Origin of the sequence: Cognatishimia activa (assembly GCF_001458335.1) — a bacterium.
GTDB lineage: Bacteria > Pseudomonadota > Alphaproteobacteria > Rhodobacterales > Rhodobacteraceae > Cognatishimia > Cognatishimia activa.
Genome location: NZ_CYTO01000024.1, coordinates 986,118 through 1,011,114, shown reverse-complemented (window position 1 = coordinate 1,011,114; position 24,997 = coordinate 986,118). Strand labels below are relative to the sequence as shown.

Below are 24,997 nucleotides of genomic sequence, written 5' to 3'. Positions count from 1 at the left end.
CGCGGTGGGGGACAACGATTTCCGGCTGAACACGACCTTGTCACACGCGCCCATTGTTGGTGTGTTGGAAACCGAATTGAGGCCCGGCACGCCCGGTGCTTGGGATCGATCCGCGCCTTTCCGGGTGCGGATGATCACAGGACATTTGCAAAGCGTCGACCCGAGTGCGGTTTTGGAAGGGGCGAATGTGGCCGCAATCGGTGATGGCACCCCTGGAAATTGGGAAGTGCTGCAGTTCACCGAAGCCGAGTTGGTTGGTCCTGACACCTATGAGGTTTCCATTTGTCTCCGATGGCAAAATGGCAGCGAGCGCGTCGATGCCTCTGGTTGGCCCGCCGGGTCTTGGTTTGTGCTTCTCGATCAAAACAAAGAGCAACTGGACTTGCCCGCGGCATCAATAGGTCTGGAGCGCACATATCGCGTGGGTCCAGCGTCACGACCCTTGAGCGACCCAATCTACATTCAGGAAAGCCATACTTTTGCTGGAAATGGACTAAGGCCATATGCGCCGGTGCACCTAAGGGCGATCCCGCAAGTCTCTGGAGACATTGAGATAGGCTGGATCCGGCGAACCCGTGTCGGCGGGGACAGTTGGGGTGTCACTGAAGTGCCGCTTGGCGAGGAGGTCGAAGCCTATGTGGTCGAGATATATTCAGGTGAGCTGCTTTTGAGACGAGAAGAACTCAAAGAAGCGCGCTGGACCTATTCGGCGTCAGATCAAAGTGATGATGGGGTCAATGGTGTCATCGAAATCCACGTTGCGCAGGTGTCGGCACTTTATGGTCCGGGCCATGCAGCGCGGACGCAGATTGCCATTTCCTAATGCGCCGCGTTTTGCCCGGTGACATTTTTGCGCTGGCCCATGTTTTGACGCGAGAACCGCGATGCTATTGGGGGGGCACTTGCGCAAGGATTTTTGCGGAAGCGCATTCTGCTGACAAGTTTCGAAAACGGTTTTCTAAAGCGCATAAGGCGTTTGGAAATGGCAGTGTAATGGGGCGCGTGGGGTGTTTGCCGGCGCCATTGAGGTGTTCTGCCGCATTTGATGACCCTGAGTTCTGCTGTGCTTTGAGCCATGCACTTGACGCATTGGCGCGCTGGCGTCGGTTTCAAAGTGGGTCGCAGGCGGTGCCATAAGCTTTGGGTCAGATATTTGATCGGCCAAGTCATGCCAAAAGGACACTTTTTCGCAACTTGATTGGGAATCAAGCACGGATTGCCATTGTGAATTCCGCTCAAATCTGGATTATATACGGCTGAACCTTTTGATGAGCCCGACGGGGCCGTCGCATAAATAGGAAATATCTATGTCTTGGACCGATGAGCGCGTCGAAATTCTCAAGAAAATGTGGGGCGAGGGTCAGTCGGCCAGCCAAATCGCCAAAGAACTCGGCGGGGTCACCCGTAACGCGGTAATCGGTAAGGTGCATCGTCTGGGCCTGTCTAACCGTGCGGAGAAGACCGCAACGACCAAAGCGCCAAAAGCGGATGCCAAGCCAAAGCCAGCACGCAAAGCAGCGGAGCCAAAGGCGCCAAAGCCTGAAGCGGAAGCAAAGCCTGCCGCTGCGCCAGCATCTAAAGAAGTGGTGCCCGCGCGCCGTAAGATCATTCCGGCAAACCAACCGCTGCCTCCACAGCCTTCTGCCAATGAAGTGAGCCCAGAAGCGCTTGCGTCACAGCGTGAAGTGCAGAAAAAAGCGTTGAAACTCAGCCTCATGGAACTGACAGAACGCACGTGCAAATGGCCATTTGGTGACCCTGCGACTGACGATTTCTGGTTCTGTGGCCTGCCAACAGAGCCGGGCAAACCTTACTGTAAACCATGTTTGGAAGTGGCAAATCAGTCCGTTTCCATGCGTCGGGATCGCCGTCGACCTCGCTAAGGTCGACACGGCTAAGACAAAGGTCGCAAAACCCGAAGGACGCCAATCTAGCCTTCGGTTTTGCACCGGTCTAATCGTCCAAATCACGCAGAATTCGTAGGAAACTCTCCTTGAATGCAGGTCGATATCTTGCATTCGGGACGGTTATCCATTTCATCACAAGCTTGAATTTGCTCTGAAATCCCTAACTGTTGTACTATTAGGACAAAGAGCAAGCTTCACAGGAAGATCCAATGGCAGAACGAAGCCCCAAAATTCAGGAACTTGATCCAGTTTGGACACAGATCCTGCGGGAAGGCCAAGACGCCTTGCAAGATGAGCCACTTTTGGGTGGGTTGATCCACTCCTCCATCTTGCACCACAAGTCGATTGAAAAAGCGCTGAGCTATCGCGTGTCTTTGAAACTTGCCTCGGGCGAGATGTCAGAGCAGCTTCTGCGCGAGATTTGCGATGAGGCGCATAAAAGTGACCCCAACATTGCGATTTCGGCCCGTGCCGACCTCACCGCAGTGTTTGAACGTGATCCGGCATGCCACCGGCTGATCCAGCCAATGCTGTTCTTTAAGGGTTTCCAAGCAGTGCAGGCCTATCGCGTGGCCCATTGGCTGTGGATGCAAGACCGTAAGGACATGGCGTATTTCTTCCAGATGCGTTGCTCTGAAGTGTTTGGCATCGACATTCACCCGAACGCGCGCCTTGGCAAAGGCATTATGATCGACCACGCCCATTCTATCGTGATTGGCGAGACCGCTGTGGTCGGTGACAATGTCTCTATGCTGCATTCCGTGACCCTTGGCGGTACCGGCAAAGAAGAAGAGGACCGTCACCCGAAAATTGGCGACGGTGTTCTGATCGGTGCCGGGGCGAAGGTGCTTGGGAATATCAAAGTTGGCGATTGCTCGCGTATCGCGGCAGGCTCTGTGGTGCTCGAAGAGGTACCAGCCTGCAAGACGGTGGCAGGCGTACCTGCACGAATTGTTGGGGATGCGGGCTGTTCGCAACCTGCGGTCAGTATGGATCAGATCCCCGAAGGCTAGGATACCTAATTAATATCAATATGTTTGCGTCCGAGACCTGCTCGGGCGTTTCCCTTGAAAGGACAACAACATGACTCGCTCCACTGAAGGTTTGGGCCGCATCTATGACAGCGTTTTGGACACTGTTGGCAACACGCCAGTGATCCGCATCAACCGCTTGGCACCAAAGAATGTGAATGTCTTTGTGAAGGCCGAAGCCTTCAATCCGGGCGCGTCCGTGAAAGACCGTCTGGCGCTGAGCATCATTGAAGCGGCGGAAGCCAGTGGTGAATTGAAGCCGGGTCAAACCGTTGTTGAAGCGACCTCTGGCAACACCGGCATTGGCCTTGCTATGGTCTGTGCCGCAAAGGGCTATCCATTGGTCATCACAATGGTAGAGACCTTCTCGATCGAGCGTCGTCGCTTGATGCGTATGCTTGGTGCGAAAGTGGTTCTGACACCAAAGGCGCAAAAAGGCTTTGGCATGTTCCAAAAGGCCAAAGAGCTGGCGGAAGCCAATGGCTGGTTCCTGGCGTCCCAGTTTGAAACACCGGCAAATGCGGATATTCACGAGAACACCACAGCGCGGGAAATTCTGGCGGACTTTGGCGACCAAAAACTGGACTACTTCGTGTCTGGCTATGGCACCGGCGGCACCGTGACCGGTGTTGCGCGCGTTCTGCGTAAAGAAAGCCCGGACACAAAGATCATCCTAACCGAACCAGCCAATGCGGCGCTGGTGGGTGGCGGCACACCACAAGAGCGCAATGAAGCGGGTCAGCCAGCGGCGGGTCACCCGGATTGGCAAGCCCACCCAATTCAGGGTTGGACACCGGACTTTATTCCATTGGTCCTGCAAGAGGCGCTGGACAATGGCGGCTATGACGAGCTGCTGCCTGTGGCGGGTCCTGATGGCATCCAAGCGGCCAAAGATCTGGCGCAGAAAGAGGGTATCTTCACCGGTATCTCTGGTGGCTCTACCTTTGCTGTGGCTCTGAAAGTGGCCGAAACAGCGCCGGACGGGTCAAACATCCTCTGCATGCTGCCAGACACAGGCGAGCGGTATCTTTCCACGCCGTTGTTTGATGGGGTCGAGGCAGAGATGGACGCAGAAGAGATTGCTCTGATGCAATCCACACCGGGTTATCAGCTGGACTAATTGTCTTGATATGATGATTGAGAGGCCACCCGATCGGGTGGCCTTTTTTGTTTAAGTGGGAAATTCCAGCCCATCTTTGTCAATTCGCAGCTTGATGGATCAATGTCTTCTTTCATTGTATTGATATCTCCGCTAGATTTTCGGTGTGAAGATCCATCGAACCATAACTGCGACACTTCTTGTTTTAGTGCTAAGCCTGATCGCAGGGCTCGGCGATCGGGCGCATGTGATGCTAGAAAAATGCATAGGTGGGCATTGCGAAATTCACCTTAATACCTCTTTAGTCGATCACCATGTTGGCCACGCCTCAAATTCACCAAATGGAAGCGCAACACATGGGATACATGGGTCTGACAGCACGGCGCACGATGGATGTAATCCGTCCATTTGCAATGCCGCTACTCTCACCGCGCAGGATTTCCCGTCAACACCCAACCGATCAGAGATTATCGCGGCGTGGCAAGCCCCAAACCTGTTTACACTCAATGAACCGGACAACCCGGACAGGCCACCTAACGCATAATACAGATTTCCAACGCTGTTCGCGTCAGCGAACTCGTTCCAGTTTGCTGCAGTTTATTTGCGGCGCTGATCTGTAATACAAGTTAGGACTAGAACATGAAACAGAAGTCTCTCCTGATCGGACTATGCGCCTTGGTAGGCGTCGCGACCTACATCAATCTAAGACCCGCCCCAGCTGATAACGCTTCGCGGTCTACACCTGCTGTGGGCACCGCAATTGTTGCCATACAAATGCCGCGTCTCGAAGGAAACGCGGTCATTGGGCAACGAATATTCGAAAACGCATGCGCCGCATGCCATGGCAGCAACGCGGTCGGGGTTGAAGGTGCAGGGCCGCCGTTGATCCATGTTATTTACGAATCCAGCCATCACGCAGACGAGTCTTTCCAACGCGCAGTGGCAACGGGGGTCAGAAGCCACCACTGGCAATTTGGCAACATGCCTCCGGTTGAAGGTTTGACCCGCGGTGACACAGAGATGGTCATCCAATACATCCGCGAAATTCAGCGCGCCAATGGAATAAATTGAGGAATACCCTATGAAGAAGCTTACCACATTTGCGTTGATTGCCATGCTTGCCTCTCAGGCGTTCGCCCATTCAAACGTGGATACCACCAAACCCGAAAACGGCGCGACGGTTTCCGAAGTGCCCTCTGAGATCAATTTCAATTTCGCTGATGACATTCGCCTTACAAAGGTCAGCATGATCCATCAGGAGGCTGATAGCGTTACACTCGATCTTGGGGATCACACAAGTTTTGGTCGCGAGTTTACGCTGCCGATTCAAAGCATGGGTAAAGGCAGCTATCGCATCGAATGGCGGGGGTTAGGCGCAGATGGGCACGCCATGCGGGGCGAATTTACGTTCACGGTTGATTGAGCATGCCCGATATCTGGGGAATAGGCGCGATATTATCCAAGTTGATGCTGTATGTCGGCGTCAGTGGTGCGACCGGTCTTTTGATCACTCGAGCTGTGTTTGCTGACTTGGTGTCGCCTCTGGCTGATATGATGCGCAGTCGGATTGCACTGATGGCGGGGCTTGCGCTTGTTGGCTCTGTCCTCAGTTTTATGCTTCGCGGTGCAGCTCTGACGGGCGGAATTGATGGTATGACCGATCCAGAAATGCTCGGTTTGTTGTGGCAGACTCCGGTTGGTGACGTATTGATCTATCGAGCTGTCGGGACGACCCTAATGATCGCTGCGGTATTCATACCATTCGTCGGCCAATGGATCGCGCTTGCCGGTGGAATGATTGCATTGTGGTCATTCTGCCAAATCGGGCATGTGCCGGATTTGGAGTTCACCGGAGCCCGTTTGCTGTTACTCCTACACCTTCTGGGAGGCGCGTTTTGGATCGGTATCCTTGTGCCCTTGCGTGCGCTTTCGCAACGACCAGAATATCTCAGCAGTGCTGCTATGTTGGGGCATCGGTTCGGCCGGCTGGCTTCGGTTATTGTCCCTGCGTTGATTTTGGCGGGACTTTTAATGGCTTGGATGTTGCTGGGCGATGTCCGGGCGCTCGTGGCAACTGGCTATGGGCAAACGCTTCTGATCAAACTCGCATTTGTAGGTGTCGTTCTGTCGCTGGCCGCCGCAAACAAACTGCGGTTCGTTCCGGCTATGCTTTCTGGGGACACTAAAGCAGCACACCATTTGGTGCGCTCCATTGAAATCGAAGCTTTGATCCTTCTGGTGATTTTTGCGGCAACCGCGACGCTCACCAGCGTTTTAACCCTTCCGAACTGAGGTATCCTATGTTCCAACGGGACTTTTTGACCGTCCTATTTTTTGGCTTCGCTACAGGAGCAAGTGCTGGTCACGAATTGGACGACCGTGATTTGAGCAATGGTCAAACGCTGTATGCGGAACAATGTGCGTCGTGTCATGGTGTTAATCTCGAAGGGCAACCAAATTGGCAGACGCCTAATGACAATGGCATTCGTCCTGCGCCGCCACATGACGCGACCGGACATACTTGGCACCACGACAATCAGCTTTTGTTCGAATACACCCAACTGGGAGGCGAGGCGGCGTTAGTCGCACGTGGCATCGATGGCTTTAAAAGTGGTATGCCCGGGTTTGGAGATGCCCTCACGGAAGATGATATTTGGGACATTCTTGCCTTTATCCGCTCCACTTGGCCTGAACGTGTTCAGAAAATCCAAGCGAACCGCAACCCTCCGCACCGGTGATGCAATGCCCGGGACGCTGCAATAGGGCGTTTGTTAACAAACTAACGCTTTGTTCGCAGGATGGACGTTCCCCGATCCACCAAAAAGTGCACCATTAAATGGAGTTTGGCTTTGTCTCTGCTGGCTATGCCAACATCGCCATCGGGTTCTCCAAATTCTCAACAATCGCTTTCAGCAGGTCCGCCCCCACAGCGCCATCAATGACCCGGTGATCTACGGACATGGTCACGCTCATCACCGTGGCCACAGCAAGGTTGCCCTCTGCATCCACCACCGGTTTCTTGACCCCTGCACCCACCGCGAGAATACCCGCATGGGGTGGGTTCACGATGGCGTCGAAATTGTCGATGCCGAACATCCCAAGGTTAGAGATGGCAAAGCTGCCGCCTTGATATTCATGGGGCGCAAGTTTGCGATCCCGGGCGCGGGTGGCGAGGTCTTTCATCTCACTCGACAAGGCAGATAGAGACTTTTGATCCGCGTCCTGAAGCACCGGTGTAAAGAGACCGCCTTCGATGGCGACTGCCACGGCCACGTCGCTTGCTTTCATTTGCAGCACACGGTCGCCGGCCCAAACGGCGTTGGCAGCAGGAACCGATTGAAGGGCAAGGGCCACGGCTTTGATGATGAAGTCATTGACCGAGAGTTTGACGCCACGGCTTTCCAGTTGCGCGTTGATTTCACTACGGAATTTCAAAAGTGCGTCGAGTTTGATGTCCCGGCGCAGGTAGAAATGCGGCACGGTCTGTTTCGCCTCGGTGAGCCGCGCCGCGATGGTTTTGCGCATGCCATCCAGCGAGACTTCTTCGAATTCACGGCCCTCATAGGCTTTGGCGACCATGTCAGCGGATGGGCTTGATGGCATCGCAGTTGCACTTGCGGCTGGCGTGGATGTTGCGGCCGGAGTTGCGGCGCTTGGTTTTGCGCCAAGCACGTCGGCTTTCACGATACGGCCCTTGGGACCGGTGCCTTGCAAGCTTGCCAGATCGATCCCTTTGTCCGCAGCGATGCGGCGGGCCAGCGGGGAGGCGAAGATACGTGCGCCATCAGCGGCAGTGGGGGCCGCAGGCGCTGCGTTGTTTGAGTATTTGGGCAAAGAAGAAGCAGGGGTGTCGGGGGCTTCAACGACCGGTGCGTTTGTCGCTGCAGGGGCAGGGGCGGTGACCGCGCTGGCGTCTTCGCCGTCTTCGAGCAGCATGGCAATGGGCGCGTTAACCTTGACGCCTTCGGTGCCTTCCGCAACCAGGATCGGGCCCATAATGCCTTCGTCCACCGCTTCAAATTCCATTGTGGCTTTGTCGGTTTCAATTTCAGCAATGATGTCGCCGGAATTGACCTCGTCGCCTTCTTTCACCAGCCATTTGGCAAGCGTGCCTTCTTCCATGGTTGGCGATAGGGCGGGCATCAGTATTTCGATTGGCATTTTCGGCGTCTCCTTACTGAACCTTGCCCGTATTGATCGGGGCAGCGATCGGCTTGGTCGGGGAATTGGCTTCCGCATTGAAGATGGTGATGATCTGGTTGAAGGCTTGCTCTTCATTGCCTTCATAGCCCGCATTGGCGAGCGCTTGTGCCATGTGGCGGCCAATGTCAGCCAGCATCAAGCCCGCCTCGGACGGGTTCTTGAGCTGGACAGGATCCACATGCACCGCAAGGGTGCTTTCAGCGTCTTCGACCCGCAGCGCGATCAGCATCGGCTCTTGGATTTGGGTCTGTTCTTTTTTCTTCCAGAACATGGGGGATCCTTACCGATAGGTCACTTGTTTGACCGCTGCGACCACCTCGTCGGTGGTCACAAGGGCGAGTTTTTCGAGGTTGGCTGCATAAGGCATGGGCACGTCTTTGCCCGCGCAGTTGATCACCGGGGCGTCCAGATAGTCAAAAGCGCGTTCCATGATGGTGGCAGACAGGTGGTTGCCGATGGAGCCGACCGGGAAGCCTTCTTCAACCGTGACGCAGCGGTTGGTTTTCATCACGGAGGCCAGCACTGTGTCGTAATCGATCGGGCGTAAGGACCGCAGATCGATGACTTCCGCAGAGATGCCGTCTTCCGCCAGCCTGTCGGCAGCCTCAAGCGCATATTGCATGCCGATGCCAAAGCTGACGAGGGTCACGTCTTCGCCCTCACGCCAGACGCGGGCCTTGCCGATTTCAACGGTAAAGTCATCCAGCACTGGCACATCGAAGGAGCGACCGTAAAGGATCTCGTTTTCTAGGAAAATCACTGGGTTTGGATCGCGGATTGCGGATTTCAGCAAGCCTTTCGCGTCGCTTGCTGAGTAGGGCATCACGACCTTAAGGCCGGGGATCTGCGCGTACCATGCGGCATAGTCTTGGCTGTGTTGCGCACCCACGCGGGCCGCAGCGCCATTGGGGCCGCGGAACACAATGGGGCAACCCATCTGGCCGCCGGACATATAGAGCGTCTTGGCAGCAGAGTTGATAATCTGGTCAATGGCTTGCATGGCGAAGTTAAACGTCATGAATTCCACAATCGGGTTCAGTCCGCCAAAGGCCGCGCCCACGGCGATGCCCGCAAAACCATGTTCGGTAATCGGTGTATCGATCACACGCTGGCTGCCGAATTCATCCAACATGCCTTGGCTGATCTTATAAGCGCCTTGGTACTCGGCGACCTCTTCCCCCATGAGGAAGACATCCTCGTTAGAGCGCATTTCTTCGGCCATAGCGTCGCGAAGCGCTTCGCGCACTGTCTGCTGCTTGAGCTCAGTGCCTTCTGGCCAATCGGGCGCGAGGTTCATGACTGGCACCGCTTCAGAAACCGCTGCAGGCGTCGCGGGCGCAGGTTCTGCCGCCGGCGCAGGAGCCTCAGTGGCTGCGGACGGGGCAGGGGCCGCGCCGGCTTCCTCACCGTCTTCCAACAACGTCGCAATCGCCACGTTTACTTTCACATTCTCGGTTCCCTCAGGCACCAGAATGTGGCCAATCACACCTTCATCCACCGCTTCAAATTCCATGGTGGCTTTGTCGGTTTCAATCTCGGCAATGATATCGCCAGAGCTGACGGTATCACCTGCTTTAACAAGCCATTTGGCAAGGGTGCCTTCTTCCATGGTCGGAGAAAGGGCGGGCATAAGGATTTCAATAGCCATTTCAGTGTCTCCTTACGCCAAAATGTCTGTATAGAGCTCGCTGACCGCTGGCTCTGGGCTGGATTTGGCGAATTCCGCGCTTTCGTTGACGATCTTTTTGATGTCTTTGTCGATGGCTTTCAGATCCTCTTCAGAGGCGTGTTTTCCCGTCAAAAGCATCTCGCGCACGCGCTCAATCGGGTCCCTTTCTTCGCGAACACGTTGGACTTCTTCACGAGTGCGGTACTTGGCAGGGTCTGACATGGAGTGGCCGCGGTAACGGTAGGTTTTGACCTCGAGAATGTAGGGGCCTTTGCCCGCGCGGCAGTGCATCACCGCCTTTTCGCCGGCTTCTTTGACCGCCAGCACATCCATGCCATCGACGATTTCACCGGGGATGCCGAAGGCTTCGCCGCGCACGTAAATGTCAGGCGATGAGGTGGAGCGCTGTTGCGCCGTGCCCATGGCGTATTGGTTGTTTTCGATGACAAAAATTACCGGAAGATCCCAAAGCGCGGCCATATTGAAGGTCTCATAGACCTGACCTTGGTTTGCAGCGCCATCGCCGAAATAGGTGAAGGTGACGCTGTTGTTTTTCTTGTATTTGTCAGAGAATGCAAGACCAGCCCCAATCGGGACCTGTGCACCCACGATGCCATGGCCGCCGTAGAAATGTTTCTCTGACGAGAACATATGCATCGAGCCGCCTTTACCCTTTGAGTAGCCGCCTTCACGGCCCGTCAATTCGGCCATGACGCCGTTCGGGTCCATGCCACAGGCAAGCATATGTCCGTGGTCGCGATAAGAGGTCAGGCGTTTGTCGCCTTCTTCCGCTGCCGCCTCTAGGCCCACAACAACCGCTTCTTGTCCGATATAAAGGTGGCAGAAACCGCCGATCAGACCCATGCCGTATAGCTGGCCTGCTTTTTCCTCAAAGCGGCGGATCAGGAGCATCTCCCGGTAATACTCTTTGAGTTCCTCACCGCTGACATTCGGCTTCTTGGTCGCTTTCTTCGCAGCCATCGGTTGCGCGCCTCCCTAGCATTATAGTTTAGCATTAAACTATTGTTGGAAGCATGAAACCACGGCAAGCGGAATTGCGCCAGCGGAAAATTGTCAGGGGGTGAAGGGACTTAACGGATAACCATCTCGTCCGAACGCAGCATGCCCAGCACAGAGCGTGCTTGCTGGTCGACAAGGTCCAGATCCAGATAGTCGTCAGAGAGACGTTTGGTGAGGTTTTCCATACGCGCGACTTCCGCCTGCATCATGACCAGCTCTTTTTCCAGTAGCTGCGTCTGAGCCGAAATCTCCGCCCGGCGGAACAGTCCATAATCCCCCTGCACAGCGGCAAAGGTGAAATAAACTGCTAGACTGAAAGCAACCCCAAAGAAAAGAGCTGCGCCAATCGCCGGGCGGGATTTGGATACTGCCATGGTACTCGCCACGTCTGCCTCAGTAACTTGGGGCCTTTTTGACCCTCTATGCAAACACTATGCCACAGGTGATTCGCCTTGTGAATCCCCAAAATGCAAAAATGATTCGTTTTTTTGTGAATAGAGTCAGTTTGTTAGGACTGCTTTAACGTCTGCCTCTGTTCCTGCGTTCATAAGCTGCACGCGCGTTCGATCAACCCCAGCGCCATGGCTCGATCGGCCTCGTTTTCCACTGGAATTCCGATCCAACGAGAGTTGGCACTGCGTTTCGGATGGATCTGCGCCGAGATGGCCCGAGATAGGCCTTCTTCTTTGATGATCTTGGGCGTCAGGCGAATGTCTAAAACAGTTTGGCCGTGGAAATGGCCCAGTTCTTTGTCATTGTGGAAAACGCAAAGCAGTTCCGTGTCTTTCCATTGCGCCACAGTGACGTCGGGCAGCGCCGATATACGCTTCGTGAAGTCTTCAAAACTTGGGACGCTCATAACAATGCTCTTTGCTGTAAATGCGGTGAAGATGTTGGAATGTTCTCCGCCGTAACAACATTTACGGTTGAGATGGTGGGGCCTTCAAAACTTGAGGTGAGGCGATGGTAGGACAAAAATGTTCGGAAAGCATTTGCAATATCGCCTGAAAGATCGTGATGCAAAACAAAGTCGATCTTGCGTTGCTCTAACAACTCTCTGTTTTCGCGGTCTAAATCGTGTGCGACGTAGACGTCTGGTTTCAATCCGCGATCATCCAGAGCCCCTAAAATAGATTGGTTGCCACCCCCCATGGAATAGACCGCGCGCAGATTGTTCAAGTCTGCCGCACTCGCTTCAATAAGCTTGGAGGTTTCCCGGTTCACACCGCTGCCGCCTTGCAAAGAAACAACATCAAGCTGCGGATGGCTGTGTTTGAGTGCGGCGACAAAGGCGTCTTCGCGCTCTTCTTCACCTAAGAAACGTTCGTGGCTGCGCGTTGCCAGAACTTTGCCGGACGCATTTCGCAACAGTTTAGAAATCAAGAAAGCAGCGGTCCGACCCGCGCCAGCGTTGTTGACGCCGACATAGGCCAGGCGGCTTTTCACGTCGATATCTGTGACCAACGTCACAACTGGGATTTTCGCGGATGTCAGTTGATCGACGGCATCTCGGACTTTCTGAGTGTCCTTCGCTTTTAGCAAAACCCCATGGCTGCCGCGTTTCGCGATACGATTGAGAGCCTGAATGACGTCTTGCTCTTCCATGATTTCTTGCATGATGAAACGCGGGCGGCAGATCGCCGGTCCAATGCTTGGAATAACCTGTTCTGCTGCCAACCTAATTTCGGTGCTGAACCGAGAGGGGGCTTCCACCACAACATCAAAGAACAGGCGTCTTCCTTTGGCCGCAAGTTGCGCTTCTTGGCCTTCCAGTTCTTCGATCGCGGCGGCGACACGCATGCGGGTTTGCGCGCTGACATGGGCGCGGTTGTTTAGGACACGGTCAACGGTTGCCGGTCCCAAGCCTGCCTGCCGGGCAATCTCTTTGATTGGAAAGCGATGGGTCATTTGATGTGTTTTTGATGCGTTTTGGGCGGCCGCGCAAGGGTTTTGCGCGCTACTTTGTCATTAGATAAGGGAGGACCGGTCATGAAAGACATGCCAGAAGCCAATGTTGCCTATTACGATCCAGACGCCTGTCGGCTAGAGGATTTCGCCGAGATCATTGAGCAAACAACTCAGCCAGCAGACGTTCCCCGGGCGGTCGATGTTCAGCAAAACATTCCCATTTACGATGTGCAGGCGCTTGCGGGCGATTTGACGGATCCGCAGCAGCGACGCGCATTGATGGGAGAATGGGCTCGTGTTTTGCGTGTTGGGGCAGGGGTGGTGGTGCTGAAGAACGCCTATGGTGACACGCAGGTGCTTGATGACGCGACGCGCATCTATGAAGAAATCATCGCATCCGAAAAAGAAGGTGACGGCGGTGCTGGCGATCATTTTGCAGCGTCTGGAGCAAATGATCGCGTGTGGAACGCGCTGCAAAAGCTTTGCGAGGCAGATCCAGAGGTTTTCTTGCGCTATTTTGCCAACCCCGCGATTGCCGCGATTTGCGAAGCCTGGCTCGGCCCAAATTATCAGATGACAGCGCAAGTCAACCTTGTGCATCCGGGTGGCGCGGCGCAGCAAGCGCATCGGGACTATCATCTAGGGTTCCAAACCGCAGAGATCAGCGCAAGTTACCCAGCGCATGTGCATGATGTGTCGCCGATTTTGACGCTCCAAGGCGGCATTGCTCATTGCAATATGTCTCTTGAAAGCGGTCCAACGAAACTCCTGCCATTTTCGCAGGCCTATCGCGCTGGCTATGCCGCATGGCGACGCGATGATTTCCGAGCTTTGTTTGAAGATCGCTATGTGCAGCTGCCGCTCAACAAAGGGGATTGTGTGTTCTTTAATCCGGCGCTCTTTCACGCGGCCGGTGCCAACTCAAGCGAAGATGTGCATCGCTTTGTGAATTTGCTGCAGGTTTCCTCAGCCTTTGGGCGCGCTATGGAAACGGTTGATCGAGACAAGATGTGCCGGCTGCTTTATCCATTTGCTTTGAAAGAAAAAAAGGCAGGGGATATGGGGGAGAGTGCACTCGCCGCGGCCATCGCATCATCGGCGGAAGGGTATTCTTTCCCGACCAATTTGGATCAAGATCCGCCAGTCGGAGGGCTCGCTCCAGAAACGCAGGCGGCGTTCTTCTTTCGTGCGCTGGCCGAAGGGATGAAGCCAGATGAGTTTGAAGCAGGTTTGGATAAGATCTCGAAGAAGAAGCGCGCCTGATCCGTGAAGTAAAAAAGCCCACCGCGATTGCAGTGGGCTTTTTGTGAATTTGGTGCTTGGAGGCTTAGCCCGCGACAGAGGCCGCATAGATGTCGTCGATCGTGCCCGCAATCACGCTGTTGAAAGCCGCATCGTCTTGCTGGGCAGACAGGCCTTCGGTCAATGCGCGAGAGAAGGATGCGATGATGCCCGCGTTTTGGGACAACATGTCATTGGCTTGCTCGCGGGAGTAACCGCCGGACAGGGCAACAACGCGCAGAACCCGTGGGTGATCAACGAGTGGCTGATAAAGGTTTGCCATGTTTGGCAACGTTAGTTTCAGCATCACGTTTTGATCTTCTGGCAGCGCATCGAGCTGCGCCAGGATCTCGTCACGCAGCAGTTCTTCTGCTTCGGACTTGTCGGCGATGGAAATGGTGACTTCTGGCTCAACGATCGGCATCAGGCCCTTCGCGAGGATTTGCTTTGCAACGTCAAACTGCTGGCCAACCACCGCTTTCACCCCTTCAGGGTTCGCCGCGTGGATGACAGAGCGCATCTTGGTGCCGAAGATGCCTTTTTCATTGGCTTTGTCGAGCAGGGCATCCAGTTCCGGCATTGGGTTCATGACCTGCGCGCCGTTTTCTTCGGAAGCCAGACCTTTGTCGACTTTCAGGAATGGTACAACGCCGCGCTCTTCCCAGAGGTATGTGGCAGAAGGTTTGCCATTGATCTCGCCGTCCATGGTTTTTTCAAACAGGATCGCGCCAACCACTTTATCGCCGGTGAATTCCGGGGCCTGCGCAATCCGCGCGCGCATGTCATGGATCAGGGCGAACATCTCGTCTTCGTTCGTGTAAGCGCTCTCTTCGACACCGTACAGTCGCAGTGCTTTTGGTGTGGAACCGCCGGATTGGTCCAGTGCCGCAATGAAGCCTTTACCAGCTTTGATGAGATCAGTCTGAGATTGTTTCGACATGAATTTCCGCCTTAAAAACTTAGATATACAGGACTCCCACCCTTACTTAGGGTTCTATGCGAGGGTCATGTAACGATGCAATGTAGGTATCGCTAACAAAACTCAATTTGGGTGCGATTTTGTACGTTTTTGATTTTATTTGCTTTTCGAAAAAAATAAGCGGGCCAAAGCCCGCTTAAATTTCGTACATTTGGATGTTTTGATTGACGCTCGATGAAAACGCAACTTTAGCCTTCCAGCGCCGCGACGCCTGGAAGAGTTTTGCCTTCCATCCATTCAAGGAACGCGCCACCGGCGGTGGAAATATAAGTAAAATCATCTGCCGCACCTGCGCCGTTGAGCGCCGCAACCGTGTCACCGCCACCGGCAACAGAGATCAGCTGGCCCGCTTTGGACAGTTCCGCGGCCTTTGCGGCAGCGGCATTTGTTGCCGCATTGAAAGGCTCAATTTCAAACGCACCCAACGGCCCGTTCCAGATCAGCGTTTTGGCGTTCTCCAGAATGGTTGCGATCTTTGCGACAGAGGCAGGACCTGCGTCCAAGATCATAGCATCTTCAGGGCAGGCGTCTTGGGCGACGGTTTCATTGTCAGCACCCGCTTTGAATTCGCGCGCGACAACCAGATCTGCGGGCAGGACAATCTCGCATCCTGCAGTTTCCGCTTTGGACAGGATTTCGCGGGCCGTGTCGGCGAGGTCGTGTTCACACAAAGAGTTGCCGACAGCGATGCCTTGCGCTGCAAGGAATGTATTGGCCATGCCGCCGCCAATCACAAGGTGGTCGACTTTCGCAACCAAGTTGCCCAGAAGTTCTAGCTTGGTAGAAACCTTTGCCCCACCGACGACTGCAACAACGGGACGCTGTGGTGTCGCCAATGCGCCTTCAAGCGCGGAAAGCTCTGCCTGCATCAAACGGCCTGCGCAGTTTGGCAGCAGTTTGGCGACGCCCTCAGTAGACGCATGCGCGCGGTGCGCGGCAGAGAATGCGTCATTGCAGTAAACGTCGCCCAATGTCGCCAGAAAGCCCGCCATTTGCGGATCATTGGCTTCTTCCATCGGGGTAAAGCGTGTGTTTTCCACCAGCACAACCGCATCGGCTGGCAACGCGTCAATGGCGTCGCGGCTTGGGCGTTCGATGAAAGTCACCTCTGTGCCAAAGGCATCCGCAAGCTCCGGCACCAATGGGGACAAAGACATTTCAGGAACCGGTTTTCCTTTTGGGCGGCCAAAATGCGCCAGCAAAATAGGGGAGCCCCCTTTGGCCAGAATGTCTTTGATGGTTGGCACGATGCGCATGATCCGAGTTGCGTCGGTGACCTTGCCGTCTTCCATGGGCACATTGATGTCCACGCGGGTCAGCACACGTTTGCCGTTCAGATCCATATCATCGAGGGTTTTCCAAGCCATTCTGGGCCTCCTATACGTAAAGGTATGGGTGCTGAATAACCGATAGGTGTGACAGGTCAATGGCATGCTGGCTTTGTTATCTTGGCATTCGGGGAATTGATGACTAGGTTGCGTTCAAATTAGACAATAGGAGCGCCAGATGGCCGACATTAAAGATCCCGAAAACACAATCCTGATGGAACTGAAAGACGGCACCGTTGTGATCGAGTTGCTGCCTGACGTGGCGCCGGGTCACTCTGAGCGCATGAAAGAGCTGGCGCGTTCCGGTCAATATGACAACGTTTGCTTCCACCGCGTGATTGATGGCTTCATGGCGCAAACCGGCGACGTGGCAAACGGCAACATGGAAAACGGCTTCAACCTGAGCCGTGCAGGTACAGGTGGGTCCGATCTGCCAAACCTGAAGGCGGAATTCTCCAGCCTGCCACACGACCGCGGCACATTGGGTGCGGCGCGTTCTCAGATGCCAGATTCCGCGAACTCTCAGTTCTTCATCAACTTCAACGACAACCACTTCCTGAACGGTCAATACACCGTTTATGGCCGCGTCATCGAAGGCATGGAGCATGTGGACGCGATTGTGCGTGGTGAGCCACCGGCGAGCCCAGACCGTATGATCTCTGTAAAGGTTGCAGCTGATGTTGCCTAAGCTTGCAGTCATGGCTGCGCTGGTTTCCGGACCAGCGTTTGCCTCTGGTATTGAGATCACCGTCGCGGGCGAAGCCAATGGCGTGATCAAGATCGATCTGCTGGAAGATGTGGCACCACAGCACGTGGATCGGATCACAACTTTGGCAGAGCAGGGTGCCTATGACAACGTGGCCTTCCACCGCGTGATTGATGGGTTCATGGCGCAGACTGGTGATGTCGAGAATGGTAAGATGGGCAGTGACATGCGTCGCGCAGGGACCGGCGGCTCGAGCTTCCCAGATCTGCCTGCGGAATTCTCTGATGTGCCTTATGATCGCGGTGTTGTTGGTATGGCGCGCAGCCAGAACCCGAACTCTGCGAATTCTCAGTTCTTCATCATGTTTGATCAAGGCTACTTCTTGAACGGTCAATATACCGTTGTGGGGAAAGTCACTGAAGGTCTGGACGTTCTGGACGCGATCAAGCGCGGCCACCCGCGTTCCGGTGCCGTCACCGGCCAGCCTGACGCAATGACAAAAGTGGTTGTGACCGAGTAAGACTTGGTCACAAACCCGTGTGTGGGGCTATGAAAATGCCCCACACATGCGCACAGTTTGATTAAGCAAACTGGAGCGCCCTATGATCCGTCCCAATTTTATTCGCACTTTTATTGCAGCCGCTGGTCTGTCGCTGGCGACAAGTGCGGTCTCCGCTGACCCGAATTTCTGGAAACATGAATGGCCAGAGACTGATTTCACCAACACGAGCGTCGAATGGATTGAGGTCATGTCGGGCGGCCCGCCAAAAGATGGTATTCCGGCGCTAAGCGATCCTAATTTTATCGCAGCAGCTGAGGAAACCCGCATCGATGCGTTAGAGCCGGTCATCACGGTTGAAATCGAAGGGGAAGTACCACGGGCCTATCCGATCCGCTATCTGACATGGCATGAGATCGTGAATGACAAAGTGGGTGATGTGCCGATTGCCGTCACTTTTTGTCCGCTTTGTAATTCAGGCATCACTTTTGACCGGCGCACCTCTGCCGGTGTTCTGACTTTTGGCGTGTCTGGCAAGCTGCGCAATTCCGACATGATCATGTATGACCGCGAAACTCAAAGCTGGTGGCAACAAGCCATCGGGCAGGGGGTTGTAGGTCAGATGAACGGTGAGAAATTGGTAACCCTACCGACCTGGATGGAAAGTTGGGAACAATTTGTGGCTCGTAACCCAGACGGCGCAGTGATGGATGAGCCAAGATACAACCGATCCTATGGGCGCAACCCATATCAAGGCTATGACAGCTCGCGTAAGCCGTTCCTTTACAACGGAGAGATGCCGCCGCATGGGATCGGCGCTTTGGAAAGAGTTGTGCGTGTCGGAGATCGCGCGTGGCCCCTTAGTCGATTTGGCGAGACGTCGGTGATTACTGAAGCGGGCGTCGAGATCAGCTGGCAGGCAGGGCAGGCCTCGGCTTTGGATACAAGCCGGATCGGAAAGGGCAAAGACGTTGGATCAATCCGCGTGCGTGACGGGAATGGCAAGGATTTGCCCCACGACATTATGTTTGCCTTTGCCTACCACGCGTTCTGGCCCGAAGGAGAGTGGATGCTGGGTGGCTGACTGAAAGGTTAGCTAATTAAGGTCTTGATTGCTTTCGCAATCACTTCGTCGGCTGTGCAGTCCGTTTCGATAATCAGATGGTTTTCGTCATCCGTAAGCGGTTCGAAAGTTTCCAATTGGGACGTTAGCAAAGCGGCAGGCATGAAGTGATCGCTTCGGGTTTTCAAGCGGTCGCGAATACTTTTCTCGCCCGCTTCCAAGCAAAGAAACACAAGGTCCGGGACCTGTGCCCGCAACGTGTCGCGATAGGCGCGTTTTAATGCGGAGCAGGTGGCCACCACGTCGCCGTCGATGTCCGAAATTGCCTGTCCAACCGCATCTAACCAAGGCGCGCGCATTTCATCCGTCAGTGGTTGGCCTGCGCGCATCGCCTGCACATTGGCCTCGGGGTGAAGATCATCGCCTTCTATGAACACCGCATTGAAGTGTGCAGCGAGGGCCTGTGCAAGGCTCGTTTTCCCAACGCCACTCACGCCCATGACGATGATTCTGCGCGGCTGCATTTGCGGGTCCTGTTGGTTTGAAACACGTCACATTTAGCGGGGTATTGGCTTTCTTTGAAGCGATGAACGCAAAAATATGACGGCTAAGTCCTTGTTATTCTTTAATGTGTAAAAAAAACTATACACGATGTATTGAAAATCATACATCAAGTTTGAAATACTAGACACAAGAGACAACGGACTTGGCCGAAGGAGGCCGCACTATGAACTTTACGGATCGCAACACAGTGGTTTCCATTTTTGTGAACCTCACCATGATCACCTACGTCATTTACAAGCTGGTCGCGATGAATGCCGCAGGCGCCTTTGACGGCCCGGATGCGGTGAATGTCTGGGCGCGAATGGTGATTTGGCTGATCGGCTATTCCATTGTGGCAACCATCGTCGGCACCATCCTTTTCAATATCGTGCACTCTATTGTCACGAACCAGGCCAATCCCAGTTTTGTGGTCGATGAACGTGACCGCATGTTTGAACGCCGCGGTGCTTTTGCGGTCATCGGCGGCGCAGGGGTTGGTTTTGTCGGTGCAATTATCGCGCTTGCCATGAACTACTCGGCCTTGGTTGGCTTCAACATAATGTATTTTGGCATGGCGGCTGGCGCGCTTGGATCGGATCTTGTCCGCTTTGCAAGCTATCGCCGGGGGTACTGAGCGATGGGAAAGTCAAAGCTCAAGATCACGAATAATATCAGGCGGTTGCGTTTTGACGCGGATGAAATGACGCAAAAGGATCTTGCAGAGCGCGTTGGCGTCACCCGTCAGACCATCGTGGCCATCGAAAATTCAAAATACTCACCCACTCTGGAACTCGCGATCCTGATTTCGCGGGTCTTTGGAAAACCTCTGGAAGAGGTTTTTGACATCACCGACGCGCAATAAGAGCGCGAGCAGAGGACCTTTATCATGCTGTTAAGCCCGACTTTTTTCTGGAACAAAATGGCGCGTGGATACGCCAAAAGACCGGTCGCCAACCCAGATGCATATCAAGTAAAATTGGACAAAACCGCCGAGTACCTGAAGCCGACGGATCGAGTACTTGAATTTGGTTGCGGGACGGGCACAACGGCGCTGATCCATGCGCCGCGCGTTGCCCAGATAGATGCGATTGATTTTTCGTCTGAGATGATCGCCATTGCTAAAGAAAAGCTGTGGGAGCGCAGCGCTAGAAACGTGAATTTTGAAGTCTCAAGTTTCGAAGATTGGCCAACCCCTGTTTCTGGCCATGGCTATGATGCGATCCTAGGCATGTCCATTCTGCACTTGGTCAAAGATGCCGAAGCGACGCTGGACAAGTTGCATGCTTCTTTGAAGCCCGGTGGTTTGTTTTTCTCCTCCACGGTGTGCCTTGGCGATAGCAAGGGTCTAGAACGCTTTTTCTTACCGCCTTTGAGCGCGATTGGCATTCTTCCGAAGATCAGGTTTTTCAGTGGTGAAGACTTGAAAAGCCTTTTGCGTTCGCATGGTTTCGAATTGGAGTTCGATTGGCGGCCTGACGGAAGTGCGGGCGTGTTTATTGTTGCCCGCCGGGTGGGTTAAGCGCGCTTTCCGCGCCAAAGCAGGAAAAGCCCCGAAAAGATGATGATTGCGCTGCCGATCATCATCCGCAGGGTCAGATCTTCGCCAAACCACAAGACGCCAATTGCCAAGCCCATCAACAGGCGCGAATAGCGGAAAGGCGCTACGGCCGAAATTTCGCCCGTGCGCATGGCTTTCATCAAAGAACTGTAGCCCAGAACGCCGAATACGGCGGACAGAACAATTTGGACACCGTTCTCATAGGTCACGGTCATAAAGGTTTCGCCGCTCCAAAAACGATAGGCGACACCGGCCGCCACGATGGTCAGAAATCCGTAAAAGCCAAGTATGCATGTGGTCAAAGACGCCGGTGCCGCGCGGCTGGCAAGGTCACGACCGGCAAAGCCCAACATGCCCAGAACAGCGAAACCCGACAGCCATGTAAAACTGTCGCCTTGTGGATTTAAGACAATCAGAACGCCCACCATACCGATTGCAATCGCGACCCAACGTCGCCAACCCACGGTTTCACCCAGAAAAAGTGCGGCTCCAGCAACCACAACAATTGGTGTGGCCTGCAGGATCACTGTTGCGGATGACAAAGGGGCAAGGGCAATCGCCAAGAAGAAAAACAAACGTCCGGTGAACTCAAACACCACGCGGATCAGCATTGGTCGGGATGTGACTTCTGGAACAAACAGCGCTTGATCCGTGCGGCGGGCAAGCAGAGAGAATATCAAAGCGCCAATCGCACCCATCAAGACAATGGCTTGCCCAATGGGAAGCGTTTCTGTGCTGGCCTTGAAGAAGCTGTCTTCCAAAGCAAAGCCAAGCATGGCCGCAACCATCCACAGGCTTCCCTCCACATTGGGATGAAGCGTTCTTTTCGTCATGTGCTAATCCTAAGCCCTCCACAGCCAAAGGCTGTCCAATAAAAAAGGCACCCTAAAGGTGCCTCTTAAACTCTGCAATTGTGGAAACTGCTTAGGCCGGTTTGGCCGCAGCTGGTTTCGGAGCAGGGGCCTTGGACTTGCCGGCCAATGGATCGTCCTGGCGTTGCACAGACCCTTCGAAATGTGCGCCGGATTCGATAGCGATCGTCTTGTGGATGATGTCGCCTTCAACACGTGCGGTAGATGTCAGGCGGACTTTCAGGCCACGGACACGACCAACGATACGGCCATTGATGACAACATCGTCTGCAACCACTTCACCTTTGATTGTCGCGCTTTCGCCAATGGTCAGCAGGTGCGCACGAATGTCGCCCTCGACAGTGCCTTCCACTTGGATGTCACCAGTGGTTTTCATGTTGCCAGTGATGTGCAGGTCAGAGGACAGCACGGATGCTGGTGGCTTTGCCTTAGGCGTCGTCGGATTCATGTCTGCTCCCTTAGGGGCTGCCGGGATTGGAGAGGCAGCTTCAGGTGCTGCTGGTTTCGCGGTTTCTGCGGCTTTGGTGCCGGGCTCGTTGATTTTGCTTTTAGAAAACATCTCGTGCAGCCTTGATAAAATTCATTGGGTTCACAGCCTTACCATTGATGCGCACTTCGTAGTGAAGATGCGTGCCGGTAGACCGTCCAGAATTGCCCATATCACCAATACGTTCCCCGCGCGAGACCCTTTGGCCCTCTTTTACGCGGATTTTTGCCAAATGGGCGTAACGAGTTTCAATTCCATGGGCGTGTTTGATCTTAATGAGGCGCCCGTATCCAGATGACCAGCCCGCATCGACGACCACTCCATCAGCGGTAGAATAGATCGCTGTGCCGTGTGGCGCTGCAAAATCAGAACCCTTGTGCATCCGCCCCCAGCGCATGCCAAATCCGCTTGTAAAGCGGTTTGCGGCTTGTACCGGGTGTGCAAAGGGTGCCGTCTCGGCTGCGATCCGGTACATGTTCAAGCGGTCCAGATCGTTTAGCAGCCCCATGGCGCGGGCTGCATTGGCGTCAAGATCGCCGCCAGATGTAGAAATTGACATTTGGGTCAAAGGCCCGCCTTGACCGGAATATCCACGCCGCACCTCTTCAAGAAGCGATTTTGTAGACAGGCCCGCTTGGCTGAACATCTTTTCAAGCGGTTCGACGGAAACGGTCATAGCGTCTTCGAGCTGGGTGAAAATCTGTTCGTTTTTCTCTTCCAAAAGTTTCAGCTCAAGGCGCATGTCTTCGGCTTTGGCAATCGCAAGCGCCGCTTCCGCTTCCATATCGTCGCGTTCTTTCGCGGTTTCCGCGAGAACCAGCGCAAGAGCGTCAACGCCTGCTGCGTTCAGCTCGGTTGCGCCGGCGCCGGTGCCTTCAGCCGCTTCGCCTTGCGCCAAGGCCAAAGCGCCGCGCGCGTCTTCGCGCTCTTTCATGGTGCGGCGGAGGGTTGCTTGGATCACTTCAATACCGGTCTCCAGCTCTCGCCGACGGGTCTCAGATTCAAGCAGTTCTGACTGCATGACCGAGATCTGCGCGAGTGCCGCGCTAAACCGTTGTTGCGCCGCAACCGCTTCCGCAGAACGCAGATCACGCTCGCCGGAAATCTCGTTTAAGCGCAGCTGATAGGTTTGCTGGTCGCGTTTCGCCTGTTCACGGAAATTCCCAGAGCCGATGCTGTCCATGACCAGAATGGCGGTGGCAACGATAGACCAAGCAATCACCAGCCCAACGCCAACGAAGGCCGTCAACTGGGTGCCAGGCCGGAGGCGGATAAAACGCGTGTCCGTGTCAGAGCGAAGGAAAAGGCGGCGTTCCGGAAAAAAACGTTCCAGAAACGCGTGAATATGGATAGCCAGACGTGTTCTCACATCCCGTCCCTTATTAGTCCCTTGATACGCACTACATTCACTGTCCCCAGCAACACGTATCCTCAATCCAGATGTTCATTACCGAGCAGGGGGGCACGTCGCAAGGAATTTGCGTGGCAGTACAACTTTGAGCAGATTTTCCCGCAATAATCGGCAGGTCTTTGCCATTAAAAGGGGTGACTTAGGTGGTTTTGGCTGGGATTTCATCCGCCAACGGCCAATAGAAATCCGGCGGCAAACCTGCTTCAGCGCGCTTTTCCTCATTGAACGGTGGTTTCAGGGCGCCGTGGAAGTACTTGCGTACCAAACCATGGAACTCCTCTTTGGGGTCCAAATCATGGCGCCCGCAAAGAAAGTGGAACCATTTGGAACCATAGGCGACATGGCCCACTTCTTCGGCGTAAATCACCTCGAGCGCGGCAATGACATTGTCGAGCTTCGCCTTTTTGAAAATCTCAATCATACCCGGCGTTACGTCCAGCCCACGCGCCTCAAGCACCATTGGAACCACAGCCAGTCGTCCCATGAGATCATCGACCGTGTCCTCAGCCGCGCGCCACATGCCGGCATGGGCGGGAAGCTCGCCGTAAAAACTGCCCAGTTCTTCGAGGCAGTCGCACATCAGATTGAAATGTTTGCTTTCTTCATCGGCGGCTTTGACCCAGTCGTCATAAAATCCCATTGGGAATTTGACGTCGGTGAAGCGTGCGATCAGATCCCAATGGAGATCCACCGCGTTGAGTTCGATATGGGCAACCGCATGCAAAAGCGCGATTTGACCGGGACGAGAGCCGGGGCGACGGCGGGGCACATCCCGTGGTGATAGCAGGTCGGGTTTCTCGGGGCGCGCAGGCTGAAGTGGCGGGTTGGCTGCGCCAATCACCACGTCATGACCTTCTTTGCGCGCCTCAAACCACTCTGCCGCGTATTTGCGGGAGAGGGCGGTTTTTTCGCGGCCGTCCGCAGTTGTTAAGACCTCTGCGGCCATCTCCGCGAGCGGTTTCATGCAGTCAGTTCCTTCGCTGCCGCCAGAACCTCATCCACGTGGCCCGGCACTTTTACTCTGTTCCAGACTTTGGCGACATTTCCATCGGCGTCAATCAAGACTGTTGTGCGCACGATGCCAAAGAATTTTTTGCCATACATGCTTTTCTCGGCCCAAACGCCATAGTCTTCGCACACCGTGTTTTCCTCATCGGAAAGCAATGGGACGGTCAGCTCTTTTTTGTCCCGGAAATTCGCGTGACTTTTTAGGCTGTCTTTGGAAATACCGAAAACTTTTACACCGGCAGCGTCAAATTCGCTTTTTGCATTGGTGAAGTCGATCGCTTCAACTGTGCAGCCCTTGGTGTTGTCGCGTGGATAGAAAAACAGCACGACCGGGCTCGGTTTCAGGGAAGACAGGGTGACCGCTTCACCATCAGTTTCTGGCAAGGTGAAGTCGGGCGCTTTATCGCCGATATTCAGCATGTTCG

At 54.5% G+C, this 24,997-nt stretch carries 31 protein-coding genes; 16 read left to right on the top strand and 15 right to left on the bottom strand.

From position 1 onward, the window contains the following. From TA5113_RS17270 to TA5113_RS16030, 9 genes are all read left to right on the top strand, one after another. Nucleotides 1–823 (top strand): GTA baseplate fiber-binding domain-containing protein (locus tag TA5113_RS17270; RefSeq protein ID WP_442338348.1); only part of this gene is annotated, 823 nt, incomplete at its 5' end. Then, nucleotides 823–1,137, top strand: a complete 315-nt coding sequence (locus TA5113_RS17475; protein ID WP_058315864.1) for a DUF7742 family protein — start codon at nt 823–825, stop codon at nt 1,135–1,137. The genes TA5113_RS17270 and TA5113_RS17475, both read left to right, overlap by 1 nt. A gap of 170 nt (nt 1,138–1,307) precedes the next feature. Beyond that, on the top strand, nt 1,308–1,883 hold the full coding sequence (locus TA5113_RS16060; RefSeq protein ID WP_058315865.1) for a GcrA family cell cycle regulator: 576 nt from the start codon (nt 1,308–1,310) through the stop codon (nt 1,881–1,883). Between the two features lie 233 nt (nt 1,884–2,116). Next, a complete protein-coding gene (gene cysE / locus TA5113_RS16055) occupies nt 2,117–2,920 on the top strand; it encodes a serine O-acetyltransferase (RefSeq protein ID WP_058315866.1) in 804 nt (267 codons plus the stop codon). Between the two features lie 70 nt (nt 2,921–2,990). Then, entirely contained in the window at nt 2,991–4,058 is a 1,068-nt protein-coding gene (cysK, locus tag TA5113_RS16050; RefSeq protein ID WP_058315867.1) for a cysteine synthase A, read from the top strand. A gap of 618 nt (nt 4,059–4,676) precedes the next feature. Beyond that, the gene (locus TA5113_RS16045) at nt 4,677–5,108 is read left to right on the top strand and encodes a c-type cytochrome (RefSeq protein WP_058315868.1); all 432 of its coding nucleotides are present in this window, start codon (nt 4,677–4,679) and stop codon (nt 5,106–5,108) included. Nucleotides 5,109–5,118: 10 nt separating this feature from the next. Beyond that, the gene (locus tag TA5113_RS16040; RefSeq protein ID WP_058315869.1) at nt 5,119–5,460 is read left to right on the top strand and encodes a copper resistance CopC family protein; all 342 of its coding nucleotides are present in this window, start codon (nt 5,119–5,121) and stop codon (nt 5,458–5,460) included. A 2-nt stretch (nt 5,461–5,462) separates the two neighbouring features. Further along, nucleotides 5,463–6,329 (top strand): CopD family protein, encoded by an 867-nt coding sequence (locus TA5113_RS16035; RefSeq protein WP_058315870.1) that lies wholly within the window; start codon nt 5,463–5,465, stop codon nt 6,327–6,329. Between the two features lie 8 nt (nt 6,330–6,337). Then, entirely contained in the window at nt 6,338–6,775 is a 438-nt protein-coding gene (locus TA5113_RS16030; protein WP_058315871.1) for a c-type cytochrome, read from the top strand. A 124-nt stretch (nt 6,776–6,899) separates the two neighbouring features. Here the strand turns inward: TA5113_RS16030 and TA5113_RS16025 are convergent, their stop codons facing one another. The 7 genes from TA5113_RS16025 to TA5113_RS15995 all read right to left on the bottom strand — a co-directional run bounded on the left by TA5113_RS16025 (nt 6,900) and on the right by TA5113_RS15995 (nt 12,837). Then, nucleotides 6,900–8,198, bottom strand: coding sequence for a pyruvate dehydrogenase complex dihydrolipoamide acetyltransferase (locus TA5113_RS16025; RefSeq protein ID WP_058315872.1), 1,299 nt, complete (start codon nt 8,196–8,198; stop codon nt 6,900–6,902). A 13-nt stretch (nt 8,199–8,211) separates the two neighbouring features. Continuing rightward, nucleotides 8,212–8,511, bottom strand: coding sequence for a DUF5076 domain-containing protein (locus TA5113_RS16020; RefSeq protein WP_058315873.1), 300 nt, complete (start codon nt 8,509–8,511; stop codon nt 8,212–8,214). A 9-nt stretch (nt 8,512–8,520) separates the two neighbouring features. Further along, nucleotides 8,521–9,888, bottom strand: coding sequence for a pyruvate dehydrogenase complex E1 component subunit beta (locus tag TA5113_RS16015; RefSeq protein WP_058315874.1), 1,368 nt, complete (start codon nt 9,886–9,888; stop codon nt 8,521–8,523). 12 nt (nt 9,889–9,900) lie between these two features. Next, nucleotides 9,901–10,890 carry a pyruvate dehydrogenase (acetyl-transferring) E1 component subunit alpha gene (pdhA, locus tag TA5113_RS16010; protein WP_058315875.1) on the bottom strand — a complete coding sequence of 330 codons (990 nt, stop codon included), beginning with the start codon at nt 10,888–10,890 and terminating at the stop codon, nt 9,901–9,903. A 110-nt stretch (nt 10,891–11,000) separates the two neighbouring features. Further along, nucleotides 11,001–11,303: an FtsB family cell division protein gene (locus TA5113_RS16005; RefSeq protein ID WP_058315876.1), complete on the bottom strand. Its 303-nt coding sequence runs from the start codon at nt 11,301–11,303 to the stop codon at nt 11,001–11,003. A 170-nt stretch (nt 11,304–11,473) separates the two neighbouring features. Further along, entirely contained in the window at nt 11,474–11,788 is a 315-nt protein-coding gene (locus TA5113_RS16000) for a luciferase domain-containing protein (protein WP_058315877.1), read from the bottom strand. Further along, nucleotides 11,785–12,837 (bottom strand): LacI family DNA-binding transcriptional regulator, encoded by a 1,053-nt coding sequence (locus tag TA5113_RS15995; protein WP_058315878.1) that lies wholly within the window; start codon nt 12,835–12,837, stop codon nt 11,785–11,787. The genes TA5113_RS16000 and TA5113_RS15995 overlap by 4 nt, the downstream gene beginning before the upstream one ends. Nucleotides 12,838–12,918: 81 nt before the next feature. Here TA5113_RS15995 and TA5113_RS15990 point away from each other — a divergent pair, with 81 nt between their 5' ends. Then, on the top strand, nt 12,919–14,100 hold the full coding sequence (locus TA5113_RS15990; RefSeq protein WP_058315879.1) for a phytanoyl-CoA dioxygenase family protein: 1,182 nt from the start codon (nt 12,919–12,921) through the stop codon (nt 14,098–14,100). 64 nt (nt 14,101–14,164) lie between these two features. On the opposite strand, the gene TA5113_RS15985 is transcribed toward TA5113_RS15990, so the two are convergent. After that, nucleotides 14,165–15,058, bottom strand: coding sequence for a fructose bisphosphate aldolase (locus tag TA5113_RS15985; RefSeq protein WP_058315880.1), 894 nt, complete (start codon nt 15,056–15,058; stop codon nt 14,165–14,167). Nucleotides 15,059–15,285: 227 nt separating this feature from the next. Further along, a complete protein-coding gene (locus tag TA5113_RS15980) occupies nt 15,286–16,464 on the bottom strand; it encodes a phosphoglycerate kinase (protein ID WP_058315881.1) in 1,179 nt (392 codons plus the stop codon). Nucleotides 16,465–16,603: 139 nt separating this feature from the next. Between TA5113_RS15980 and TA5113_RS15975 the strand changes: the two genes are divergently transcribed. The 3 genes from TA5113_RS15975 to TA5113_RS15965 all read left to right on the top strand — a co-directional run bounded on the left by TA5113_RS15975 (nt 16,604) and on the right by TA5113_RS15965 (nt 18,714). Next, nucleotides 16,604–17,113: a peptidylprolyl isomerase gene (locus TA5113_RS15975; protein ID WP_058315882.1), complete on the top strand. Its 510-nt coding sequence runs from the start codon at nt 16,604–16,606 to the stop codon at nt 17,111–17,113. Beyond that, nucleotides 17,103–17,651 (top strand): peptidylprolyl isomerase, encoded by a 549-nt coding sequence (locus TA5113_RS15970; protein WP_058315883.1) that lies wholly within the window; start codon nt 17,103–17,105, stop codon nt 17,649–17,651. The genes TA5113_RS15975 and TA5113_RS15970 overlap by 11 nt, the downstream gene beginning before the upstream one ends. A gap of 82 nt (nt 17,652–17,733) precedes the next feature. After that, entirely contained in the window at nt 17,734–18,714 is a 981-nt protein-coding gene (locus TA5113_RS15965; protein WP_058315884.1) for a DUF3179 domain-containing protein, read from the top strand. A gap of 8 nt (nt 18,715–18,722) precedes the next feature. Here TA5113_RS15965 and TA5113_RS15960 read toward each other — a convergent pair whose 3' ends face one another. After that, nucleotides 18,723–19,217 (bottom strand): gluconokinase, encoded by a 495-nt coding sequence (locus TA5113_RS15960; RefSeq protein WP_058315885.1) that lies wholly within the window; start codon nt 19,215–19,217, stop codon nt 18,723–18,725. A gap of 203 nt (nt 19,218–19,420) precedes the next feature. Here TA5113_RS15960 and TA5113_RS15955 point away from each other — a divergent pair, with 203 nt between their 5' ends. From TA5113_RS15955 to TA5113_RS15945, 3 genes are all read left to right on the top strand, one after another. After that, complete coding sequence (locus tag TA5113_RS15955) at nt 19,421–19,870, top strand: hypothetical protein (RefSeq protein WP_058315886.1); 450 nt, start codon at nt 19,421–19,423, stop codon at nt 19,868–19,870. A gap of 66 nt (nt 19,871–19,936) precedes the next feature. Next, a complete protein-coding gene (locus TA5113_RS15950) occupies nt 19,937–20,098 on the top strand; it encodes a helix-turn-helix transcriptional regulator (RefSeq protein ID WP_220387218.1) in 162 nt (53 codons plus the stop codon). Between the two features lie 24 nt (nt 20,099–20,122). Further along, a complete protein-coding gene (locus tag TA5113_RS15945) occupies nt 20,123–20,755 on the top strand; it encodes a class I SAM-dependent methyltransferase (RefSeq protein WP_058315888.1) in 633 nt (210 codons plus the stop codon). Here the strand turns inward: TA5113_RS15945 and TA5113_RS15940 are convergent. The 5 genes from TA5113_RS15940 to bcp form a co-directional block, all read right to left on the bottom strand. Further along, nucleotides 20,752–21,627: a DMT family transporter gene (locus TA5113_RS15940; protein ID WP_058315889.1), complete on the bottom strand. Its 876-nt coding sequence runs from the start codon at nt 21,625–21,627 to the stop codon at nt 20,752–20,754. The genes TA5113_RS15945 and TA5113_RS15940 overlap by 4 nt on opposite strands. A 91-nt stretch (nt 21,628–21,718) precedes the next feature. Next, nucleotides 21,719–22,225 (bottom strand): bactofilin family protein, encoded by a 507-nt coding sequence (locus TA5113_RS15935; RefSeq protein ID WP_058315890.1) that lies wholly within the window; start codon nt 22,223–22,225, stop codon nt 21,719–21,721. Beyond that, on the bottom strand, nt 22,215–23,522 hold the full coding sequence (locus TA5113_RS15930; protein ID WP_058315891.1) for a M23 family metallopeptidase: 1,308 nt from the start codon (nt 23,520–23,522) through the stop codon (nt 22,215–22,217). Before TA5113_RS15930 ends, TA5113_RS15935 begins: the two co-directional genes overlap by 11 nt. Nucleotides 23,523–23,703: 181 nt before the next feature. Next, nucleotides 23,704–24,528, bottom strand: a complete 825-nt coding sequence (locus TA5113_RS15925; protein ID WP_058315892.1) for a ferritin-like domain-containing protein — start codon at nt 24,526–24,528, stop codon at nt 23,704–23,706. Beyond that, nucleotides 24,525–24,992, bottom strand: coding sequence for a thioredoxin-dependent thiol peroxidase (gene bcp, locus TA5113_RS15920; protein ID WP_058315893.1), 468 nt, complete (start codon nt 24,990–24,992; stop codon nt 24,525–24,527). Before bcp ends, TA5113_RS15925 begins: the two co-directional genes overlap by 4 nt. Between the last annotated feature and the right edge of the window lie 5 nt (nt 24,993–24,997).

What these genes read in the sequence shown, in the direction of transcription:
- pdhA (WP_058315875.1), bottom strand. Translation starts at nt 10,890, where the DNA reads ATGGCTGCGAAGAAAGCGACCAAGAAGCCGAATGTCAGCGGTGAGGAA.
- TA5113_RS15940 (WP_058315889.1), bottom strand. Translation starts at nt 21,627, where the DNA reads ATGACGAAAAGAACGCTTCATCCCAATGTGGAGGGAAGCCTGTGGATG.
- TA5113_RS15955 (WP_058315886.1), top strand. Translation starts at nt 19,421, where the DNA reads ATGAACTTTACGGATCGCAACACAGTGGTTTCCATTTTTGTGAACCTC.
- TA5113_RS15960 (WP_058315885.1), bottom strand. Translation starts at nt 19,217, where the DNA reads ATGCAGCCGCGCAGAATCATCGTCATGGGCGTGAGTGGCGTTGGGAAA.
- TA5113_RS15925 (WP_058315892.1), bottom strand. Translation starts at nt 24,528, where the DNA reads ATGAAACCGCTCGCGGAGATGGCCGCAGAGGTCTTAACAACTGCGGAC.
- TA5113_RS15965 (WP_058315884.1), top strand. Translation starts at nt 17,734, where the DNA reads ATGATCCGTCCCAATTTTATTCGCACTTTTATTGCAGCCGCTGGTCTG.
- TA5113_RS16025 (WP_058315872.1), bottom strand. Translation starts at nt 8,198, where the DNA reads ATGCCAATCGAAATACTGATGCCCGCCCTATCGCCAACCATGGAAGAA.
- TA5113_RS15975 (WP_058315882.1), top strand. Translation starts at nt 16,604, where the DNA reads ATGGCCGACATTAAAGATCCCGAAAACACAATCCTGATGGAACTGAAA.
- TA5113_RS15945 (WP_058315888.1), top strand. Translation starts at nt 20,123, where the DNA reads ATGCTGTTAAGCCCGACTTTTTTCTGGAACAAAATGGCGCGTGGATAC.
- TA5113_RS16040 (WP_058315869.1), top strand. Translation starts at nt 5,119, where the DNA reads ATGAAGAAGCTTACCACATTTGCGTTGATTGCCATGCTTGCCTCTCAG.
- TA5113_RS16045 (WP_058315868.1), top strand. Translation starts at nt 4,677, where the DNA reads ATGAAACAGAAGTCTCTCCTGATCGGACTATGCGCCTTGGTAGGCGTC.
- TA5113_RS17475 (WP_058315864.1), top strand. Translation starts at nt 823, where the DNA reads ATGCGCCGCGTTTTGCCCGGTGACATTTTTGCGCTGGCCCATGTTTTG.
- TA5113_RS16015 (WP_058315874.1), bottom strand. Translation starts at nt 9,888, where the DNA reads ATGGCTATTGAAATCCTTATGCCCGCCCTTTCTCCGACCATGGAAGAA.
- cysK (WP_058315867.1), top strand. Translation starts at nt 2,991, where the DNA reads ATGACTCGCTCCACTGAAGGTTTGGGCCGCATCTATGACAGCGTTTTG.
- TA5113_RS16020 (WP_058315873.1), bottom strand. Translation starts at nt 8,511, where the DNA reads ATGTTCTGGAAGAAAAAAGAACAGACCCAAATCCAAGAGCCGATGCTG.
- TA5113_RS16035 (WP_058315870.1), top strand. Translation starts at nt 5,463, where the DNA reads ATGCCCGATATCTGGGGAATAGGCGCGATATTATCCAAGTTGATGCTG.
- TA5113_RS15935 (WP_058315890.1), bottom strand. Translation starts at nt 22,225, where the DNA reads ATGTTTTCTAAAAGCAAAATCAACGAGCCCGGCACCAAAGCCGCAGAA.
- TA5113_RS15980 (WP_058315881.1), bottom strand. Translation starts at nt 16,464, where the DNA reads ATGGCTTGGAAAACCCTCGATGATATGGATCTGAACGGCAAACGTGTG.
- TA5113_RS16060 (WP_058315865.1), top strand. Translation starts at nt 1,308, where the DNA reads ATGTCTTGGACCGATGAGCGCGTCGAAATTCTCAAGAAAATGTGGGGC.
- TA5113_RS15985 (WP_058315880.1), bottom strand. Translation starts at nt 15,058, where the DNA reads ATGTCGAAACAATCTCAGACTGATCTCATCAAAGCTGGTAAAGGCTTC.
- TA5113_RS15950 (WP_220387218.1), top strand. Translation starts at nt 19,937, where the DNA reads ATGACGCAAAAGGATCTTGCAGAGCGCGTTGGCGTCACCCGTCAGACC.
- TA5113_RS15995 (WP_058315878.1), bottom strand. Translation starts at nt 12,837, where the DNA reads ATGACCCATCGCTTTCCAATCAAAGAGATTGCCCGGCAGGCAGGCTTG.
- TA5113_RS16005 (WP_058315876.1), bottom strand. Translation starts at nt 11,303, where the DNA reads ATGGCAGTATCCAAATCCCGCCCGGCGATTGGCGCAGCTCTTTTCTTT.
- TA5113_RS16030 (WP_058315871.1), top strand. Translation starts at nt 6,338, where the DNA reads ATGTTCCAACGGGACTTTTTGACCGTCCTATTTTTTGGCTTCGCTACA.
- bcp (WP_058315893.1), bottom strand. Translation starts at nt 24,992, where the DNA reads ATGCTGAATATCGGCGATAAAGCGCCCGACTTCACCTTGCCAGAAACT.
- cysE (WP_058315866.1), top strand. Translation starts at nt 2,117, where the DNA reads ATGGCAGAACGAAGCCCCAAAATTCAGGAACTTGATCCAGTTTGGACA.
- TA5113_RS16000 (WP_058315877.1), bottom strand. Translation starts at nt 11,788, where the DNA reads ATGAGCGTCCCAAGTTTTGAAGACTTCACGAAGCGTATATCGGCGCTG.
- TA5113_RS15990 (WP_058315879.1), top strand. Translation starts at nt 12,919, where the DNA reads ATGAAAGACATGCCAGAAGCCAATGTTGCCTATTACGATCCAGACGCC.
- TA5113_RS15970 (WP_058315883.1), top strand. Translation starts at nt 17,103, where the DNA reads ATGTTGCCTAAGCTTGCAGTCATGGCTGCGCTGGTTTCCGGACCAGCG.